This window comes from Kocuria massiliensis, from assembly GCF_900169715.1.
Lineage (GTDB): Bacteria > Actinomycetota > Actinomycetes > Actinomycetales > Micrococcaceae > Rothia > Rothia massiliensis.
This window is the reverse complement of sequence record NZ_LT835161.1, coordinates 85,715-104,565: the sequence shown is the minus strand read 5'-3', so window position 1 is coordinate 104,565 and position 18,851 is coordinate 85,715. Positions and strand designations below refer to the sequence as shown.

Annotated in this window: 18 protein-coding genes and 1 riboswitch; of the genes, 11 read left to right on the top strand and 7 right to left on the bottom strand. The window is 62.0% G+C overall.

Going from position 1 to position 18,851, the window contains the following annotated elements; genetic code table 11:
- Nucleotides 1–13 precede the first annotated feature (13 nt).
- The 4 genes from B9Y51_RS04775 to B9Y51_RS04760 are packed head-to-tail and all read left to right on the top strand — an operon-like array spanning nucleotide 14 to nucleotide 4,411.
- Nucleotides 14–355 carry a metal-sensitive transcriptional regulator gene (locus B9Y51_RS04775; RefSeq protein ID WP_048683176.1) on the top strand — a complete coding sequence of 114 codons (342 nt, stop codon included), beginning with the start codon at nucleotides 14–16 and terminating at the stop codon, nucleotides 353–355.
- 24 nt (nucleotides 356–379) lie between these two features.
- Nucleotides 380–592 (top strand): heavy-metal-associated domain-containing protein, encoded by a 213-nt coding sequence (locus tag B9Y51_RS04770; protein ID WP_085528986.1) that lies wholly within the window; start codon nucleotides 380–382, stop codon nucleotides 590–592.
- A gap of 35 nt (nucleotides 593–627) precedes the next feature.
- Nucleotides 628–2,988 carry a heavy metal translocating P-type ATPase gene (locus tag B9Y51_RS04765; RefSeq protein WP_085528985.1) on the top strand — a complete coding sequence of 787 codons (2,361 nt, stop codon included), beginning with the start codon at nucleotides 628–630 and terminating at the stop codon, nucleotides 2,986–2,988.
- 43 nt (nucleotides 2,989–3,031) lie between these two features.
- Nucleotides 3,032–4,411, top strand: a complete 1,380-nt coding sequence (locus B9Y51_RS04760; protein WP_085528984.1) for an amino acid permease — start codon at nucleotides 3,032–3,034, stop codon at nucleotides 4,409–4,411.
- Here the strand turns inward: B9Y51_RS04760 and B9Y51_RS04755 are convergent.
- From B9Y51_RS04755 to pdxR, 3 genes are all read right to left on the bottom strand, one after another.
- A complete protein-coding gene (locus tag B9Y51_RS04755) occupies nucleotides 4,408–4,830 on the bottom strand; it encodes a hypothetical protein (protein ID WP_048683187.1) in 423 nt (140 codons plus the stop codon). The two genes, B9Y51_RS04760 and B9Y51_RS04755, sit on opposite strands and share 4 nt — an antisense overlap.
- A gap of 83 nt (nucleotides 4,831–4,913) precedes the next feature.
- Nucleotides 4,914–5,513, bottom strand: coding sequence for a DUF308 domain-containing protein (locus B9Y51_RS04750; protein ID WP_085528983.1), 600 nt, complete (start codon nucleotides 5,511–5,513; stop codon nucleotides 4,914–4,916).
- A gap of 128 nt (nucleotides 5,514–5,641) precedes the next feature.
- A complete protein-coding gene (gene pdxR, locus B9Y51_RS04745; RefSeq protein WP_085528982.1) occupies nucleotides 5,642–7,117 on the bottom strand; it encodes a MocR-like pyridoxine biosynthesis transcription factor PdxR in 1,476 nt (491 codons plus the stop codon).
- A 119-nt stretch (nucleotides 7,118–7,236) separates the two neighbouring features.
- On the opposite strand from pdxR, the gene B9Y51_RS04740 reads away from it, so the two are divergent.
- From B9Y51_RS04740 to B9Y51_RS04710, 7 genes are all read left to right on the top strand, one after another.
- Nucleotides 7,237–8,007: a GntR family transcriptional regulator gene (locus B9Y51_RS04740; RefSeq protein WP_085528981.1), complete on the top strand. Its 771-nt coding sequence runs from the start codon at nucleotides 7,237–7,239 to the stop codon at nucleotides 8,005–8,007.
- Nucleotides 8,004–8,447, top strand: coding sequence for a PTS sugar transporter subunit IIA (locus B9Y51_RS04735; RefSeq protein WP_085528980.1), 444 nt, complete (start codon nucleotides 8,004–8,006; stop codon nucleotides 8,445–8,447). The genes B9Y51_RS04740 and B9Y51_RS04735 overlap by 4 nt, the downstream gene beginning before the upstream one ends.
- A 37-nt stretch (nucleotides 8,448–8,484) precedes the next feature.
- A complete protein-coding gene (locus B9Y51_RS04730) occupies nucleotides 8,485–8,769 on the top strand; it encodes a PTS sugar transporter subunit IIB (protein WP_245826067.1) in 285 nt (94 codons plus the stop codon).
- Nucleotides 8,770–8,786: 17 nt separating this feature from the next.
- Nucleotides 8,787–10,181, top strand: a complete 1,395-nt coding sequence (locus B9Y51_RS04725; protein WP_085528979.1) for a PTS ascorbate transporter subunit IIC — start codon at nucleotides 8,787–8,789, stop codon at nucleotides 10,179–10,181.
- Nucleotides 10,182–10,339: 158 nt separating this feature from the next.
- Entirely contained in the window at nucleotides 10,340–11,266 is a 927-nt protein-coding gene (pdxS, locus tag B9Y51_RS04720; RefSeq protein ID WP_425432059.1) for a pyridoxal 5'-phosphate synthase lyase subunit PdxS, read from the top strand.
- A gap of 5 nt (nucleotides 11,267–11,271) precedes the next feature.
- Nucleotides 11,272–11,853 carry a pyridoxal 5'-phosphate synthase glutaminase subunit PdxT gene (gene pdxT / locus B9Y51_RS04715; RefSeq protein WP_085528978.1) on the top strand — a complete coding sequence of 194 codons (582 nt, stop codon included), beginning with the start codon at nucleotides 11,272–11,274 and terminating at the stop codon, nucleotides 11,851–11,853.
- A 125-nt stretch (nucleotides 11,854–11,978) separates the two neighbouring features.
- Nucleotides 11,979–14,402, top strand: a complete 2,424-nt coding sequence (locus B9Y51_RS04710) for an FdhF/YdeP family oxidoreductase (protein ID WP_245826066.1) — start codon at nucleotides 11,979–11,981, stop codon at nucleotides 14,400–14,402.
- A 20-nt stretch (nucleotides 14,403–14,422) separates the two neighbouring features.
- Here B9Y51_RS04710 and B9Y51_RS04705 read toward each other — a convergent pair whose 3' ends face one another.
- From B9Y51_RS04705 to efeO, 4 genes are all read right to left on the bottom strand, one after another.
- On the bottom strand, nucleotides 14,423–14,932 hold the full coding sequence (locus B9Y51_RS04705) for an HD domain-containing protein (protein WP_238651336.1): 510 nt from the start codon (nucleotides 14,930–14,932) through the stop codon (nucleotides 14,423–14,425).
- A 104-nt stretch (nucleotides 14,933–15,036) separates the two neighbouring features.
- The gene (locus B9Y51_RS04700) at nucleotides 15,037–16,335 is read right to left on the bottom strand and encodes an LLM class flavin-dependent oxidoreductase (protein WP_085528977.1); all 1,299 of its coding nucleotides are present in this window, start codon (nucleotides 16,333–16,335) and stop codon (nucleotides 15,037–15,039) included.
- Nucleotides 16,332–17,129 carry a 3-oxoacyl-ACP reductase gene (locus B9Y51_RS04695; RefSeq protein ID WP_085528976.1) on the bottom strand — a complete coding sequence of 266 codons (798 nt, stop codon included), beginning with the start codon at nucleotides 17,127–17,129 and terminating at the stop codon, nucleotides 16,332–16,334. Before B9Y51_RS04695 ends, B9Y51_RS04700 begins: the two co-directional genes overlap by 4 nt.
- 72 nt (nucleotides 17,130–17,201) lie before the next feature.
- Nucleotides 17,202–17,298, bottom strand: a riboswitch (TPP riboswitch).
- A gap of 232 nt (nucleotides 17,299–17,530) precedes the next feature.
- Entirely contained in the window at nucleotides 17,531–18,835 is a 1,305-nt protein-coding gene (gene efeO / locus B9Y51_RS04690; RefSeq protein ID WP_085528975.1) for an iron uptake system protein EfeO, read from the bottom strand.
- Nucleotides 18,836–18,851: the final 16 nt, after the last annotated feature.

Here is an 18,851-nt window from a genome sequence, read left to right as displayed (position 1 = left end):
ATAAATTGGCCCTATGAGCGAAACCGATAACCAGACCATCGCCGACGCGACGACCGCCCCTCACGGGTATACGCATGACAAGCAGGCGTACCTCAAGCGGCTGCGTCGCGTGGAAGGTCAAGTGCGCGGAATTCAACGGATGATCGACGAAGACCAATACTGCATTGACGTCCTCACCCAGATATCCGCAATCAATAAAGCGCTCAACGCCGTTGCAGTCGGCTTGCTGGACGAACACCTCGGCCACTGTGTCGTCGGAGCAGTTCGGGCGGCGTCGGAAGGCGGGGACGAGTCGATCATCGACGAAAAAATCGCCGAAGCCACCGCGGCCATCACCCGCTTGGTTCGTAGCTAAGCCCTCTCTCAGAAAGGAATCTCCATGAACACCACCGATATTTCCGTCCAGGGCATGACATGCGGCCACTGCGTCGCTTCCGTCACGGAGGAACTCCAGGAGATCGGCAATGTCACCGACGTCACGGTGGACCTCACCGCCGGCGGGGTCTCCCCCGTAACCATCACTCACGAGGGACCCCTCGATGAGGCCGCCGTTCGAGCAGCCGTCGACGAAGCCGGGTACTCCCTCGCCTAGTCCACACCTTTTTCTCACCCCCTCGGGAAGGCACCATGTCACCCCAAAACTCCTCCTCCACAGAACCGTTCGACCGCACCGGAACCCGCGTCCTTGATCTCTCGATCGAGGGCATGACCTGCGCTTCGTGTGTGGGACGCGTGGAACGCAAACTCGGAAAGCTCGACGGCGTCGAGGCCAGCGTCAACCTTCCGCTCGAGTCTGCCCGTGTGACCGTCCCGGAGGATCTTCCCGATGAGGAAGTCCTGGAGGCCGTCCGCAAGGCCGGGTATATCCCGTCCTTGCGGCGCCCCGGTGGGCATGGTTCGCGAGCCACCTCTGATAACGACGACGCGCCACGGGATGAGGACACCCCCAGCAGCTCCGGCCATCAGGAGAATCACCAAGGTCACGCCATGGCCATGCCCCCGGAGAAGGTGCTCAAGCGTCGCATCTGGGTAGCGCTGATCTTCACCATCCCCCTGTTTGCGATCTCCATGATCCCGGGACTCCAATTCCCGCACTGGGGGTGGGTCGCAGCGCTCCTCGCCCTGCCGGTCTCCACCTGGGCGGCCTGGCCCTTCCACGTCACCGCGGCACGTTCGGCCCGCCACGGCGCCTCCACGATGGACACCCTGGTTTCCCTCGGCGTCGCCATCACGTACATCTATTCGCTGATTCGCCTCGTGGCGGACCCCATGATGACGGCGCACGCGCACTTCGGCGAGGCGATGAGCATGTCCTCCCACCAGGTGTACTTTGAGTCGTCCGCGGTGGTCACGCTGTTCTTGCTGCTGGGTCGGTTTCTCGAAACGAGGGCGCAGTCCAGATCGAGCGAGGCACTACACAAGCTCCTCGATATGGGGGCGCGCGACGTCGAGGTCCTGCGGGATCAGAACGACTCCAGCGGAACCCGCCTCCCGATTGACCGGTTGAGCACCGGCGACCTCTTCGTGGTCCGCCCGGGCGAGAAGGTCGCCACGGACGGAACGGTGGTCCTCGGCGATTCGGCGGTGGACGAATCCATGCTGACCGGCGAGTCCGTACCCGTGGAGGTTTCGCCGGGGAGCGACGTCACCGGCGCGACCCTCAATACCGGCGGCCGCCTGGTGGTTCGAGCCTCGCGCGTCGGTTCCGAGACGACGCTGGCTCAGATGGGTCGTCTGGTCGCCGACGCGCAATCATCGAAGGCCCCCGTCGCCCGTTTGGCAGACCGCATTTCGGCCGTCTTTGTGCCTGTGGTGCTCGCACTGTCCGTCGTGACCTTCGTTCTGTGGTGGAGCATCGGCGGCGAGTTGACCCCGGCCTTCATCGCCGCCGTCTCCCTCTTGGTCATCGCGTGCCCTTGCGCCCTAGGTCTCGCGACGCCGACGGCGTTACTGACGGGCACCGGTCGCGGCGCGCAAATGGGCATCCTCATTAAGTCTGCGCAGGTTCTCGAGGACACCCGGCGCACGGACACCATCCTGATGGACAAGACCGGCACCGTGACCCGCGGGGAGCTCTCGTTAGGTTCGGTCCATGTCACCGAGGGTGCGTCGTTCGACCGCGACGATCTCCTCACGTTGGCCGGCGCCGTCGAGAATGCCTCGGAGCATCCCATTGCCCGCGCGATTGCCACTTCCGCACGGCAGCTCACCGACAGCTTGCCGGCCGTGGAAGGCTTCGAAAGTTCGGCAGGGGGCGGCGTCCACGGCTTCGTCCCACTTCACGGCTCATTGCACGACGTCGCCGTCGGCAAACCCTCGTGGCTGCGCTCGATGGACGTCGAAGTCACGGACGTCGTCGAACACGAGCTCACTCGCCGTCAGGAAGAGGGGTCGATCGCCGTCATCATCGCCGTGAATGGCCTGGCGGCCGGCGTCTTGGCACTGCGGGACGAGCCCAAACCCGACTCCGCCCGCACCATTGCCGAATTGACGTCGCTGGGGCTTCGCCCGATCCTCCTCACCGGCGACGCCGACCTGGTGGCCCACGCCGTGGCACGTGACGTCGGCATCTCTCCCGACGACGTCATCTCTGGAGTCTCACCTGAGATGAAGGTCGAGCAAGTGGCACGTTTGCAGGAGGAAGGCCATGTGGTCGCCATGGTGGGCGACGGCGTCAACGATGCCGCTGCTCTGGCTCGTGCCGACCTCGGCATCGCGATGGGCGCCGGCACCGACGTCGCCCTCGAGGCTGCGGACATCACCCTCATGCGCAATGAGATGGGTGCGATCGTTCAGTCGATCCAGCTCTCGCAGGCCACTTTGAAGGTCATCAAGTCCAGCCTCTTCTGGGCCTTCGGATACAACGTCGTGGCGATTCCGGTCGCTGCCCTCGGTTTGTTGAATCCGATGATCGCCGGTGCCGCCATGGCATTCTCTTCGGTGTTCGTGGTGCTCAATTCGCTGCGACTTCGCAGGTTCGGGAGATAGCCCTGGTCGGGAGGGCATCGCCGGCTGAGTAAGATCTCTCCTTATGGACCACGACCCCCAACCGCAATTGCGGAATACCCTGACCAACCGCCACGTCACGATGATCGCACTGGGAGGCGTGATCGGCGCTGGCCTCTTCGTCAGTTCGGGGGCGGTCCTGAACACGGTCGGACCAGCGGCTTTGCTCAGCTACATCCTCTCCGGAGTACTCGTGACGTTGATCATGCGAGCCGTCGGAGAGATGGCGGTGCTCCTTCCGGAAGCTCGCAGCATCGAGAACTACCCGCGCATCGGTTTGGGCCGGTGGGCGGGTTTTTCTGTGGGCTGGATGTGCTGGTACTTCTGGGTGATCGTCGCCGCCGTGGAGGCCGTGGCGGGCGCGGGAATCGTGGGAACGTTCCTTCCCGACGTGCCCAACTGGGCGCTCTGCCTGGGGTTGATCGTGGTCATGACCTTGCTCAACGTCATCTCGGTTCGCATCTACGCCGAAACGGAATTCTGGCTCGCCTCGATCAAGATCGTCGCGATCGTGTTCTTCCTGGTCGTGGGCGCCGTGTTCCTATTGGGCCTCTTCGGCCATTCACCGGGCCTCAGCCACCTGACGCATCACGGAGGGTTCTTCCCCGCTGGCGGCGGCGCTGTGGTCGTGGGGTCCGTGACCGTGCTGTTTTCCTTCGCCGGTGCGGAGATCGCAACCATCGCGGCGGCCGAATCGCGGGACCCCGCCAAGTACGCTGCCCGAGCGACCCGACAGGTCACCTACAGAATCCTCTTCTTCTATGTGCTGTCCATCGCGGTCATCATTTGCCTCATCCCGTGGAACACACCGATGTCGGGAGCGCAGGTCAGGAGTCCATTCGCGCTGGCTCTGAGCGCCGTCGGAATCCCGTATGCCGACGTCGTGATGGAGGTCGTGGTGCTGACGGCCGTCCTGAGCTCCCTGAATTCTTGCCTGTACCTCACCTCGCGCGTACTCTTTTCGCTCTCCCGACACGGCGATGCCCCGACGTTTCTCACAAAGGTTAACCGGCGTAAGGTTCCGGCCCGAGCCATCGTCGCGGCAACGATCGTCAGCTACCTATCGGTGATCGCTAACTATTTCTTTCCCGAGCAGGTGTTCCTGTTTCTCATCAATTCCTCGGGCGCCGTCTGCCTGATCTATTACTTCTTGCTCGTATTAGCGCAGGTCACCGTGCGACGGCGGTTTTCGAAGCGAGGAATTGAACCCAAATTTCGCATGTGGGGGCATCCCTGGCTGAGCTATCTCACGATGGCGTGGATCGTCGGGGTCCTCGTCTTCATGGCGATCAACCCGGACACACGCTGGGAACTCTTACTTTCGGGGTTGAGCTTTGCGGTGGTTCTTGCGGCGTACCAGATCGTGCGTCGTCGTACGACGGGACGCCCAGCCCCTGAGGCCTAGTTGTGCTCTTCGGGGTGGGCGCGCTTGCCGTATTGCGGGCCTGACTCTTCCGAGCCGCTGGAGCTCGAAGATTCCTCACCACGCTCCTTGGCCTCCCGTTCCCGGGCTTCCCGCTCACGGGCGTCCTTTCGGGCCTTGGCCGCGGCGTAGAGATCGGCGGAACGTCGGTTGACGCCCGTCCCCTGACCCAACTCCTCATCGTTGGGCTTTTCCACGATGATCAGCGTCGCGCACACCACGAGGGTCACGACAAATACGCATCCGGCCACCGAAAGGGCTAACCGGAACTCGGGCTGATTATTGGTACCACCGGTGGCGAAAATCGTGACGGCCACGAATGCGACGACGGCCAGGACCGCCGCGATGATGAGGGGTCCCTTGATATCGGCCTTGATTCCGCGCTTGGGGCGCTGTGCCACGTGTGTTCCTCCTGCTTCGTCGCGATGCTCCTCCAGTCTACGGTGCCGATCAAGCGGCCCGGACGTGCAACGGGGGGTTTCGGCTAGGTGTCGAGCTTCGCCGAATCCGCGCTGGCGGCGTCGTGTCGGAAGGTCAAGGCCGCCAAAACCATGAAGATTCCCACGATGATCGCGCCACCTCCGGTGATCCCGAATGCGGCCTTGGGACCGAGATCACCGATCATGAACAGGACGATGCCCGTTAGGAATGTCACCACACCGGCGATTTTCCAGTCCCTCGCCATAGCAGAAGTACCGGTGGCCCGGAATCCTTGAAGCAACTCCGTGACCCCACCGATCGAGAAGATCAGTCCGACCACGAGGACCAGGATCGGCAACGATCCCGAGAAGGCCGTGGTCGCGACCCCGCCCACCAAGTACAGGATCGCGTAGGACTGAATCACCCGGCTGTGTGTATTCCCATGTCCCCAGGCTCGTTCGGTGAGGCTGCGCTGCATGTAGATCAGCGCGACGCCCTGAAGGATCATGAACAGTCCGATCCCCCAGCGCACGACCGTCAGCGTGGGCTCCTGCCAAAAGACCGTCGTCAATCCGAAGGCCAGGTAGATCATGGCGCGAAGAAGCACCGGGCCAAATAGGGCACGGAGTTCTTGAACGGACGGGGTGGGCGCGGGAGCGGACATTCGGCGGGGAGCCTTTCGACGGACCGGGAACACGACGCCGTAAGCGAATTAGGTCAGGTTCTCACGCATAGACGGCGGGATTTCAGCTTATCCGTCCACGCCGGACACGGAAAACGACGCCGCCCACATCAGTGATGTGACCGGAGGACTCCCCGCAGAAGGATCAGGGCCCGGTGTAGTCGGGCTTCACTCAGGCCGCCGAAGCCCACGACGAGCCCGGGACGTTTACCCCCGTGGTTCCAATATCCACTCAGCCCCGAAACCGCCACGCCCTGTCGCCGCGCCGCATCGACGAGGGCTTGCTCGTCCGCATCGGCGGGCAATTCCAAGACCGCATGGAGGCCGCCGTCCATCGGCCGGACGGTGGTCTCAGGGGGAAGCTCCCCGGGAGCAAGAACGTGGGCTAATAGGTCACGACGTCGTCGATATTCGCGCCGCATCCGAGCCGTGTGACGCCGCAAACCATCGGCGGCTAAATACTGTGTCATCGCGTCCTGCACGATTCCCGAAACGGGCGCTCCGGCGTCGTGCTTCAGGCTCAGCAAGTCGTCACGAATTTGCGGCGTCATCAGCACAAACCCCAAGCCCAACCCGGGCGTCAGAATCTTGGCGAAGGAGCCGAGCGTCACCACGCACCCACCACCTGCCGCATCCTTGGTATCCAGGGCGGCCAAGGCCGGCAGAGGGTCACCCACATAGCGAAGTTCGGAATCGTAGTCGTCCTCGACGAGGATCGCCTCGTGCTCGCGTGCCCACCGAATCAGCTCCAAGCGACGAGCCACCGGCATGGACGCTCCTAGCGGGTATTGATGCGACGGCGTGACCAGGACGATGTCAGGCCTAGCGCTGCCATCGGATGCCGAGACGGACCCCGTCGGCAGGTAGGTGGGATTGAGGCCCTGCCCATCCAAGGGAATCGGAACCACTCGATGCCCGAGCGCTTCGGGAACGCGGTGCAGGGACGGATAGCCCGGATCCTCGACGGCGACCGTCAACCGGCGCCCTAACTTCCTGGAGAACGCAGTCAGCAACAACCGCAGACCGTCGCGCGCGCCAGCGGTGACCAGCACGTCTTCGGGGGCCGCCGTCACGGAACGCATGGTCCGTAAATATTCGGTCAGCCGCCAGCGCAATTCCGCCGAACCGTGGGCGCCGTACCCGAGACTCGGCGAAGCGGCGGCCGAACGCCACGCGGCCCGCCAGGTCGTCGTCGTCAATGCTGAGGTGTCGGGGGTCCCGGGCCGGATGTCGAATTCGACCTCCGCGAGGTCCCCAGACTTGCCGTCTCGCGGGACCACCGAATTACCGGGGACCCGTGGAGGCTCGCTCGTCGTCGGGCTCGGAAGGTCGGGGGTGATGTAGGTACTCCCGTGATCGGCCACGAGATATCCCTCGCCGGCCAACTGATCATAGGCAGTGCTGACGGACCCTCGGGAAATGCCGAGTCGATGAGCGAGAGAGCGCGTCGAAGGCACCGGATCCCCCGGACGCAACCCGCCGGAAGTCACCAGCGCGCGCATTTGCTCCACGATCTGAGTGGGAAGAGGACCAGAACCGCGGCGGATGCGAAGCGGTAGATCGGGCGTAGCGCGAGACCGAGGCATGGAGCCATTCTAGGAGGACAGCGAACGGCTCCCTCGATTTTCTTCAAAAACTCTACCTGTACTTCAGTATTGAAGATTATGATGATTTGTACTGAAGGCATCAATGGAGAGGCTTCGGCATGACAAGGGACAGCACGGCCCGTTCGGCGCGAGCTACGAAATATCAGTATGTGCAAGCCGCCATCGCGTCCGACTTCGGTCGAGAGGCCGCCGGAACGCCGTTGCCTCCCGAGTCCGCACTCTGCGAGCGCTACGGCGTGAGTCGAATTACCGTCCGACGGGCCATTCACGAGCTCGTCCAGCAAGGCATCCTCACGCGCCAGCAAGGCCGAGGAACGTTTGTTTGCGCCCGCGACGGCGACACCAGTCATCCGAATGAACTCGTCGATTCCCGCGGCTTATTCACTCAAATGCGTGACCAAGGGTTCCATGTGTCCTCCAGCGTGTTGTTCCAGGACGTCGTCGTCGCTTCGGCTCGAATTTCCCAAACTCTTCATGTGCCCGCCGGATCCGAGGTCGTGCGTTTGGACAGGCTTCGAAGTATCGAAGGCCGGGTGGACCACCTCACGCGGTGCTGGCTGGATGCTCGGAAATACCGCGGCCTCTTAACGTATGACCTCGCCGATCAGTCTTTACAAGCCGTGCTGTCCCACGACTTCGCGTTCACTCCACGCATTGGGCAAGCGACCACTCGCATCGTGGAAGTTTCAGGCAACGATGCTGACCATTTGGGACTGGTGCCTACCACCATCCGGCTCAGTACGTTCATGAGGATCTACGGCGACGCCGCCCACGCGGAAGTCTGTACCGAGACCATCTACGCGGACGCGCAGGCCTCCCCCACCTTCACCTATATCAGTCACTCTTCTGCTGGAAAGGACCAGCCATGATCCACGACATTCTCACCCCGGATCGCATTTCCGTCGCCGAGTCCCTCACGTGGGAGGAAGCCATCCGGCTCGCGGCCGCACCCCTGGTGGCCGATGGGTCCGTCCTCGAGACCTACGTGGACCGGGTCGTCCAGACCGTTCAGGAACCGGGCGGCACCTATATGGATCTCGGGTTTGGTGTCACCCTCGCCCACGCCAGGCCGGAGGCGGGCGCCCTCACCACCAGCCTCTCGCTCCTGACGCTGAGACAACCCACATTGTTAGCCGATGCCCCGGACCACCCGTTGAGCACGGTTCTTTTTCTGGCGGCAGCCGACGCCACCTCGCATCAAGACGCACTCCGCGAACTGGCCGCGGTCCTGATGGATCCCCAGAAACGCGACGTCCTGACCGGCGCCTCCCAAGCCGAGGACATCATCGCCCTCTTTGAAGCCCCCTAATTCAAACCATCCAACGAAAGGTCATCTCATGAAATTCATGGCACTGTGCAGCTCCGGCTTGGGGAGTTCCTTCATGGTCGAGTTAAACATCCAGAATGCGCTCAAGACGATCGGCGCCCAAGGCGTCGAGGTCTCCCACGCCGACTTGGGGTCCGCCTCGCCCGAGGACGCGGACGTCTTCTTCGTCGGCCGCGATCTCGAGAATTCCGTGTCCGGTTTCGACGACGTCGTCATTCTCGATTCGATCATCGACCAAGACGAATTGAATGAGAAGGTTCGCCAGACCTGCGAACGGCTCAACATTTCCATGAGCAACGAATGACGGCGGGGGTATAGGTCATGGCAAGCGCACTTCAGGTTCTCGTACAAGTCTTTTCCCAACCCGCGATCCTCGTCGCACTGATAGCTCTCCTGGGTCTCGTGCTCCAGAAGAAGTCCGGCACCGATCTGATGAAAGGCACGATCAAGACGTTCGTCGGCTTCCTCGTGCTGTCGGCCGGCGCGGCAGTCATCGTCGATTCCTTGGACCCCTTTGGTCGAATGTTCTCCGAGGTCTTCGGCGTCCAAGGGGTCGTGCCAAATAACGAAGCCATCGTGGGCCCGGTCCTGCAGGAATATGGCACGGCCGCCGCATTGATCTTCTTCTTTGGGATGATCGTCAACGTCGTGTTCGCGCGCATCACTCGGTTCAAGTACATCTATCTCTCGGGCCACGTCGCGCTCTATCAGTCGGCGATGATCGCGGTAATCCTCATCGTGGCTGGGTTCAGCACCTGGGAAGCCATTCTCTGGGGCTCGATTGCCGAAGCGGTGATCACCACGGTTTCGCCCGCAATCGTCCAGCCCTTTATGCGGCGGGTCACCGGTAACGACACCGTTGCTCTTGGCCACACGGGTGGTTTCGGCATTGCGTTGTCCGGACTCGTCGCATCGATCACTGGTGGAAATCCGGAACATTCCACGGAAAAACTCAAGGTTCCCAAGTCCCTCGGTTTTGTCCGCGATTCCACCGTGGTCGTTGCTCTCTCGATGGGGCTGATCTTCGTGATCGTCGCGTTGTTTGCTGGTCCCTCGTACGTGCAGGATGAGATTTCCGACGGTCAGAACTACATTCTCTGGGCGATCATCTCTGCCGGAAAATTTGCCGCGGGTGTTTTCATCATCCTGGCGGGCGTGCGAGTGATCTTGGCGGAAATCGTGCCGGCCTTCAAAGGCATTTCAGAGCGCATGGTCCCGAATGCCAAGCCCGCTCTCGACGTGCCCATCACCTTCACCTTCGCTCCGAATGCGGTGATGGTGGGCTTCTTGTCCTCCCTCGTAGCGGGCCTGCTGGGCATGGGCCTCATGGGCGCTTTGGGCACGGCGGTCATCATTCCCGGCATCGTCGCGCACTTCATGACGGGCGGCGCATCCGGTGTCATCGGCAACGCCGTCGGCGGTCGCCGAGGGGCGGTTCTCGGCTCCTTTGCGAACGGCGTCTTGATTACCCTGGTTCCGCTGTTGCTCCTGCCCCTCCTGGGCGATATCGGAACAGCCAATGCGACGTTCGGCGATTCTGACTACGGCATCATCGGTCTCTACCTGGGTTGGCTCGGACTCGGAGGCGGCAAGGTCCTCATCATCGCGGGCATTGCACTCTCCGTCGTGGCGCTCTTCCTTACCAGCTACGCGTTGGACCGAAAGGCCCGGCGGACCACCACGGATCAGGAGGCCCACACTTCCGCCGGGGCATAGCCCTGAGGTTGGAATTCCCGTGGTGTGTCGGTCGATGGCCCTTTGGTCGACCGACCACCACGGGAAGGCCCCCGCGGGTCGACGCTCGCGCCACCGGCAACTGGACCAATTTTTTCTTATAAATCTGGCCCTTTCTTTGGTCCATCGGGGAATGAAAGATGGATCGCATGACCGAAACGCAGACTTCTCAGACTTCCCGTACCGGATCGCCGCTGGTTAAGCGCGGTTTGGCAGACATGCTCAAGGGAGGCGTCATCATGGACGTCGTGACCCCCGAGCAGGCCCGCATCGCCGAAGATGCCGGCGCCGTGGCCGTCATGGCCCTCGAACGCGTACCCGCAGACATCCGTGCCCAGGGCGGCGTCGCCCGCATGTCCGACCCGGATTTGATCGAGCAGATCATCGATACGGTCTCGATTCCTGTGATGGCGAAGGCTCGCATCGGCCATTTCGTGGAAGCCCAGGTTCTGGAAGCGCTGAAGGTTGACTACATTGACGAGTCCGAGGTCCTTTCCCCGGCCGACTACGTCAACCACATCGACAAGCAGAATTTCACCGTGCCGTTTGTGTGCGGAGCCACCAACCTCGGAGAGGCCCTGCGTCGCATCGCCGAGGGCGCGGCTATGATCCGCTCCAAGGGCGAGGCCGGTACCGGCGACGTTTCCGAAGCCACCAAGCACATTCGCACCATCAAGGCACAGATCGCGGAACTCCAAGCGGCCTACGCGTCGTCGCCGGATTCCCTGTTCGTCAAGGCCAAAGAGCTGGCGGCTCCGTACGACATCGTTCTGGAAGTCGCACGCACCGGCTCCTTGCCCGTGGTCCTCTTCACCGCGGGCGGCGTGGCCACCCCTGCCGATGCCGCGATGATGATGCAGCTCGGCGCCGACGGCGTCTTCGTGGGCTCCGGAATCTTCAAGTCCGGCAATCCTGCCGAACGTGCGGCAGCGATCGTTAAGGCCACGGCGTACTACGACGACGCTCAAGCCGTCGCGGACGCCTCTCGGGGACTCGGCGAGGCGATGGTAGGCATCAACGTGGGCGACCTGCCCGCGCCGCACCGGTTGGCCGAGCGCGGCTGGTAACGACGATGCGTCGTCCCACAGTAGGGGTCCTGGCTCTTCAGGGCGGGGTGGCCGAGCATGCGGATATGCTAGGCCACCTCGGCGCGTCCGTCACGCTGGTGCGGCGCCCCGAACAACTCACGGAGGTGGATGCGTTGGTTCTCCCCGGGGGAGAGTCTTCGACCATCGACCGCCTGACCAGAATTTTTGGCCTGCGAGACCCCTTAATCGAGGCGATTCGCAACGGCTTGCCGACCCTCGGCACATGCGCCGGCCTCATCATGGTCTCCACGACCATTGACGACCCAGCCCCAGGCCAGCAGTCCTTGGGCGTGCTCGACGTCGGAGTCTCCCGCAATGCCTTTGGCTCGCAGGTCGAATCCGCCGAAGTCACCGTGAAATGGAAGGGATCCGCCGCCGACTCCGTGCGGGCCGCCTTCATTCGGGCCCCGATCGTGACACGCGTGGGGCCGGGCGTGGAAACCCTCGCCGAACACGGGGGCGAAGTCGTTGCCGTGCGTCAAGGAAAAATCGTGGGGATTTCCTTCCACCCCGAGCTCACGGGAGACACCACCGTGCACCAAGAGCTCATCGACTCCATCGACTAACGGCGGAAGCGCTTCCCTTCGCCCCTGGTGCGTGTCCCCCTGCCTCTGTGTACCCTGAAGTTAGCAAGCAAAACGATGTATCTGCATCGAATGTGCTTGCCACACACCGGGGCGAGGAGAATAACGTGGCACTTCAGACGGACGAAACAGCGAGCGAACGAGGCCAACACGACGGACCTTTGAGCCGGGAAAACGCCGGTCGAGACAGCGGTAAGGTCGTCACCACCATCAATCGCAACGGCGAACAGGGCCAGTTCGGCTACGGGCCTCGCACCAAGAGGCCCTACTCCCAGGAGGACTACGAGCACCCGGCCGCCGCATGGGGTGCGGCACGCTCCGTGGCAAACGTTCTCATGACGCAACGTGAGCCGGTCCTCGGCACGCGCGCGATGTTCACCATGAATCAGGAAAATGGTGGATTCGACTGCCCGGGTTGCGCCTGGCCCGACGATCAGCACGGACTCAAGCTGGATCTCTGCGAAAACGGCGTCAAGCACACCACCTGGGAAATGACGCGCAAGCGCACCACCGCGGAATTCTTCGCCCAGCACACCGTCACCGAGTTGGAAGGGTGGACGGACTACGCGCTGGAGAACGTCGGCCGCCTGACTCAGCCGATGGTCTACGACGCCGAGACCGACCACTACGTCCCCATCGAATGGGACGACGCCTTCGCTCTGGTGGGCGAAACGCTCCGTGGTCTCGACTCCCCGGATGGGGCCTCCTTTTACACGTCAGGGCGCCTCAGCAACGAAGCGACGTTCCTCTATCAGTTATGGGCCCGTGAATTCGGCACGAACAACCTGCCGGACTGCTCCAACATGTGCCATGAGGCCTCCGGCCGAGCCCTGCAAGCATCCCTCGGAACCGGCAAAGGAACCTCGGACCTCGAGGACTGGGACAAAGCTGACCTCATCTTCATCATGGGCAATAACGCCGCGTCCAATGCGCCGCGCATGCTCACGGCTCTGGCCGACGCCGAGCGTCGGGGCGCGAAGGTCGTCCACATTAATCCCCTCGTCGAAGCCGCATCCAACGGAACCATCGTGCCCCACGAAATCGGGCAGATGGCGATGAATAAGGTCACCGACACCACCTCGATGAACGTTCAGGTTCGTCCGGGCGGAGACCTCGCGTTGATGCGCGGAATCGCCAAGGCCCTGTTCGAGCGCCTCCCGAATGATGCTCAAGCCATCGATCGGGAGTTCATCGACAAGCACACGCACGGCTTCGAGGAATACCAGCGCATCGTCAATGAAACGTCCTGGGACGAGCTGCAGCGCCAAACCGGACTGTTGAAGGCTCAGATCCTCCAGGTTGCGGAGCTGTACCGGAACGCCGAGAAAACGGTCATCTCGTGGTGCCTGGGCGTGACGCAGCATGAACACGGCGTCGACGCCGTCCGCGAGATCGTCAACCTCTTGCTCATGCGCGGCAATATTGGCCGCGAGGGAACGGGCCCCTCACCGGTTCGCGGCCACAGCAACGTGCAAGGTAACCGCACCTGCGGTATCGATCACCGACCCACCGCGGAATTCCTCGATAAGCTCGACGACGTCTGCGGCATCACGTCTCCGCGCGAACACGGCCTGGATACCGTCACCACCATCGAAGGGATGGTCGAGGGCAAGGTCAAGGTGTTCGTGAGCATGGGCGGAAATTTTGTCTTGGCGGCACCGGATACCGAGCTGACCGCGCAGGGCCTGCGCAACACTGATTTGACCGTCCAGGTCAGCACCAAGCTCAACCGTAGCCACATCGTCCACGGCAAGAATGCCCTCATCCTCCCCTGCCTGGGTCGCACCGAGAAGGACATTCAAAAGTCCGGGGAACAGTGTGTCTCGGTCGAGGACGCGATGTCGATGGTTCACCATTCCTTCGGCATGAAACGCCCGGCTTCGCCGTACCTCATGTCGGAGCCGGCCATCCTGTCCGGAATGGCCCGTGCCACGCTCCCCAATTCCGCAACCCCGTGGGAAGAGTACGCGCAAAATTACGACACCATCCGAGACACCATGCAGGAGGTGCTCCCCGGTTTCGAGGACTTCAACCGCCGGGTCCGCCTGCCGCACGGATTCCGCATTCACCAGCCGGCTCGAGAGCTAGATTTCTCCAAGACGTCCACCGGCTACGCGAACTTCTCTCACGCTGAGATGCCCGACGTCGTACCGGATGGCGAATCGCTGATTCTGCAAACCATGCGCTCTCACGATCAGTGGAACACCACGATCTACTCGAATAACGACCGTTACCGAGGCATCAAGAACCTGCGCACGTTGATCTTCATGAACCCCGACGACATGCGCTCCCGCGGTATCCAACAAGGCGACCTCGTGGATATCACCGCGACCTCCAAAACGGGAGTGCACCGGCGGCTCGAAAAGTACCATGCGTTGGCTTACAACCTGCCGCAGGGTAGCGCCGCGGGATACATGCCCGAGATGAATGTGCTGATCGGCATCGAAGACTACAGCACGCAGAGCGAGCAGCCCTTGATGAAGAACATCCGCGTCACCGTGGAGCCGAGCGAGGCCCAGGCGACCGCCTAACACACGCTCATACGGCCGGGTCAGGAGGCTTTCAAAAGCTCCTTGGCCCGGCCGTATTTCACCGCCAACCGTTCTCGCGTTTCCTTGCCGAGCAGGGCGGTGCGTTGAGGGTCGGTGTTGTCTTCCACATCCGACTCCTTAACGACGACGGCTGCGGGAACGGAACGGACCTTGGCGAAATACTCCTCGGTGGTTTCGCCCGGAAGCTTGGTCACTGCCACGACGGCGTCGACCACGTGCTCCGGGAAAAACTCACGCAGTTGAGCCTCGGTCACGGAAGTATCTTCCACGACGTCGTGGAGCCACGCCGCGGCCACGGCAACGTTGGCCTCATAGCCAAACACGCCCCGCTCCTCGCACCTTCTGGCCACATACCCGGCGACTCTCCGGGGATGATCGATGTACCTATTCCCAGCCTGATCTTTCTGCCCCTCGTGCGCCGCAGTTGCTAAGGCCTCTGCGCGCGATACGAGAGAAAGATCCTCAATGCGTGCCCAGATGGATTCGTCGACATGGCGTTGGCTCATCATGGTCCAGTCCTCTTGCTCGATAGTCTGTAGGAGGTATTCACCAGCCTAGAAACCCCGACTGACAAGTTAAGGAACCGCGCCCGTTGAGGCGAGTCGTCGTTCTCCTAGCCCGCCAGGTTCCCCCGCAACGTTGAGGCTTGATACACGTCTCGGAACCGGCCACGACGTCGTAATTCCGGAATCACCAGCTCCACGAAATCGTCCAAGCTCTGGGGAAGCTGAGGCGGCATCAGGTTGAATCCATCGGCCGCGCCTTCGTCGAGCCACTGCTCGATTTGATCGGCAATGGTTTCCGGGGTGCCGATCATCGTGCAGTGCCCACCACCGGCCGCCAACCGCCCCAGAAGTTGGCGTACGGTCGGTTGCTCCACCTCGATAATCCGCAGAATCGTTGCGTAGCGCCCCTGCGGACCGGTGAATTCCTCGAGCGGCGCCAGTTCGGGAACCGGCTCGTCGAGATCCCAGTCGGAGCAATCGCGATGGATGAATCCGCCCAACTGCTGGAGCGAGGCTTCCACCGGTAGAAGTGCGTCGAGACGATCTCGCGTGCGTTCGGCGTCGTCGAGGGTCCGTCCCACATAGGGGACGAGCCCAGGCATCACGACCAGTTCATCAGGGTTCCGCCCCGCGGCCTCGGCTCGAGCGCGCACGTCAGAGCGGTACGCTTTCCCCTGCTCGAGGTCGTAGGCGACGGCGTAGATCCCCTCTGCCCTTCGCGCCGCCAGGTTTCGCCCGGGATCCGAGGATCCCGCCTGAAAGAGCACTGGCCGTTCTTGCGGGGGTTGGGGAACGTTCAGTGGACCGGCCACGGTGAAGTACTCACCGCGGTGGTCAATTGAGTGGATGGCTTCCGAGTCAAGATACTTGCCGTTTCGATCCGCACGAATCGAGGCATGGGGCCACGAATCCCACAGGGCTTGCACGGCATCGATGAACTCTTCGGCCCGGGCATAGCGCTCCGCGTGCTCCGGAAGCCGTTCCTTCCCGTGGTTTCGAGCTTCGGCGTCGAACATGGACGTCACGACGTTCCAGCCGACGCGCCCGGAACTGATGTGATCCAGGCTCGCAAGCAACCTGGCGGCGTGAAATGGCTCGTAGAAGGAACTCGAGACGGTGCTGACCAGACCGATGTTCGAGGTAGCCCGCGCCAACGCCGTCAGGGTGGTGAGCGGTTCCAAGAACCACGACGGCGTGCGTTCCGCCGAATCCGCCCGGAGCGACTGACCGTCGGCGAAAAACACCGCGTCCAAGGTGCCATTTTCGGCAAGTCGTGCAAGCTCCTCGTAGTACTCGATGTCACCGAGCCGTTCCACCGCCGAATCGGGAGTTCTCCACGCTGCGTTGTGGTGACCGCAACCGTAGATGAAGAGGTTTAGGTGCACCTGTTTCTTGGCCACGCTCATCCTTTGACCAAGCCCCCGTCCACCATCAAGTTTTGGCCGGTAACAGCCCGAGCCCACGGGGACGCGAAGAAGAGTACGGCGTCGGCCAGCTCTTCCGGAGTCGTCACGCGTCGCAACGGGGTGCTCTGGGCGATCGCGTCGAAGACCTCCGTCGGTGTTGCCGAACTCGCGTCCGTTTCGCGGAGTAGTCCTCCGGAGACCATGTTGACGGTGATGCCGTCGGGTCCGAGGTCGTGTGAGAACGTACGGGTCAGAGAGAGCAACGCCGCCTTGGCCGCGGTGTAGTCATGGTAAGGAACCACAGGGTTCTGGAACAGATTCGTCCCGATATTGACGATGCGGCCCCACCCTCGTTGCGCCATGCCGGGGTACAGGGCTTGAATCATGGCTAGCGGGCCCATCACCGAACCATCCACCTGCGTTTGGACGACGTCGGGAGTCATGTCGATGGCGTGGGGCCGAGCGTCGCCGTTGAAGCTGAAGTCGAGAAGCGCGTTATTGACCAACGTGGTCGGGTCGTCCGAGAAGAGTCCTCGGATCTCCTCGGGAAGGGCAAAGGCTCGCTCACGATCACGCACGTCGAGATGCACCGCCCGCGCGCGTTCCGGGAATTCTTCGGCTAGACGATGTGCGGCGTCGCCACTTCGGTGATATCCCACAACCACGCGCGCCCCTTCCCGAAGAAAGGCCCTGCTGATCGCGAGGCCGAGGCCCCTGGCCCCTCCCGTGACGACGACGACCTGTTCGTTCAGGGGTATCGACGTACCACGCACGGTCTCGGATGTTTCGGTCATGATGCTCTGCCTCTCGGATCGAGGCGAAGGCCCGCGACATGAACGAGCGCTCATGTCGGGAGTGCAGGGCATCGAATGCCCCACGGACAATCCCTTCGCCAGTGCTAACTGATGCAGGTTCTACGGGTCTTCTCTCAGCCCCGCCGTGGGGGCACCCCGTGTCCTGCGCAACATGCTAGCAGCGCAAGGGGAGTGTTTCGCTAGACCACATCATGCAGATGGTCCACGAATGGACCATCTGACGAGGCAAAAAGCTTCTGCTCGACCATCGCGCCTCCCTGCAGGTCACCGGAGGAGCTGAGCAGAAAATCGTCCTTCGAAGCTGCGGATACCTACTCAGGCAGGAGCTCGCATTTCGGCTACTCGGCGCATTCTTGCGATGACTTGCCCATCCGATCCTCTTATCGAATGACTCCCGCAACGCGAGACATCAACCCGCTGAGCGCATTGATAGCACCGGATAATTCCTTCTGTTCCGCTGTGTAGTCCCCGGGCTGTGGAACCTCACCAGCCTCTTCCTGCGCCTCGGCGATCGATCGGTAGTCCACGTACTTCACCTTGCCGTCGGAGGTTGTGCCATCCGTGTGGCGCTGGAGAATATCGTTGACCGCCTTGAAGCCCTTTTCGACCTGTTCGGCGAGGGTTTTATCCTTCGCCTTAATAATGTCTTCGACGTTGCCGTAGACCACCTCGGCCCCCTCGATGTTGGCTTTGAAGTTGTAGAGGTCCGTGTGCGAGAAGGTTTCCTCCCCACCGGCGATCTTGGCGTTGGCAACTTCTTTCAATAGCTCCGCCGCTCCGGAGGTTATCTCGGTGAGCTCGAGCTTGAACTTGCCGTCGCTTCCCTTGATCTTTCCGTACACGAGGTCATAGAGCTTGTGGGTCGAGCCCTCAAGCTGATCCGCCGCAGCCTGGCGCTCCAGCTGGGATCCGAAGCTGAAGGGTGAATTCGGTGCGGAGTAAAGGTCCGCCTCGATGCGGTGCCAGCCCGTCCAACCGTCCAGACGCTGAGGGCTCCAGGGCTTGTCCCCCGGCTGGCTGAGGCGTTCCTGAAGGCGGAGGTCGAGTGCTTGGGCGAGATCTCCGGTCCCGTCTATGCCGAAGGATCCGGCCGTAGGCTCGATCCGTTCGTAGTACTGCCGTGCCAGCGGGTACAGCTCACGGGCACTCTGGATATTGCCGTCCACGTAGGCATCGATAAAGTCCTGAGTCGCTTTCACGAGCTGGCCCACCTGGTCTTTGACGTAGGAGGTGTAATTCTGGACGGCCTTCTTCTCTGCGCCCTTCTGGTCTTCGGTCTCCTCGCCGACTTGGCCAGGGGTCACCTCAAATTTCGTGAGACCCACGAAGTCACCCACCATGTTGGGCTTGCATGCCGTGAAATAGATGCCCTCTTTCAGGCTGGTCGTCAGGCTCGCGAAGCTTCCCGGACCGATGTTTTCCTTCTCGGACTCGATCTTGAGCTTGTCCTCCGAGAGCACCTCAAATTCATTGGGTGTGCTTCCGTTGTTCTTGATCTCGAAGGTCACCTTTCCTGCCGGAATCGAAGCGGAATCGGTCTTACACGAGTCATCTTCCATGGTGACGTGCACCGTTTGACCTGAGTTGTTCCCCAGGTGACCACCGAACAAGTTACTGGAGCAAGAGGCTAAAACCAGTGCGAGAGCAATACCCGTGGGGGCGCCAAGGTATTTCGTGATTTTCATGCTGTCCTCGTGAAAC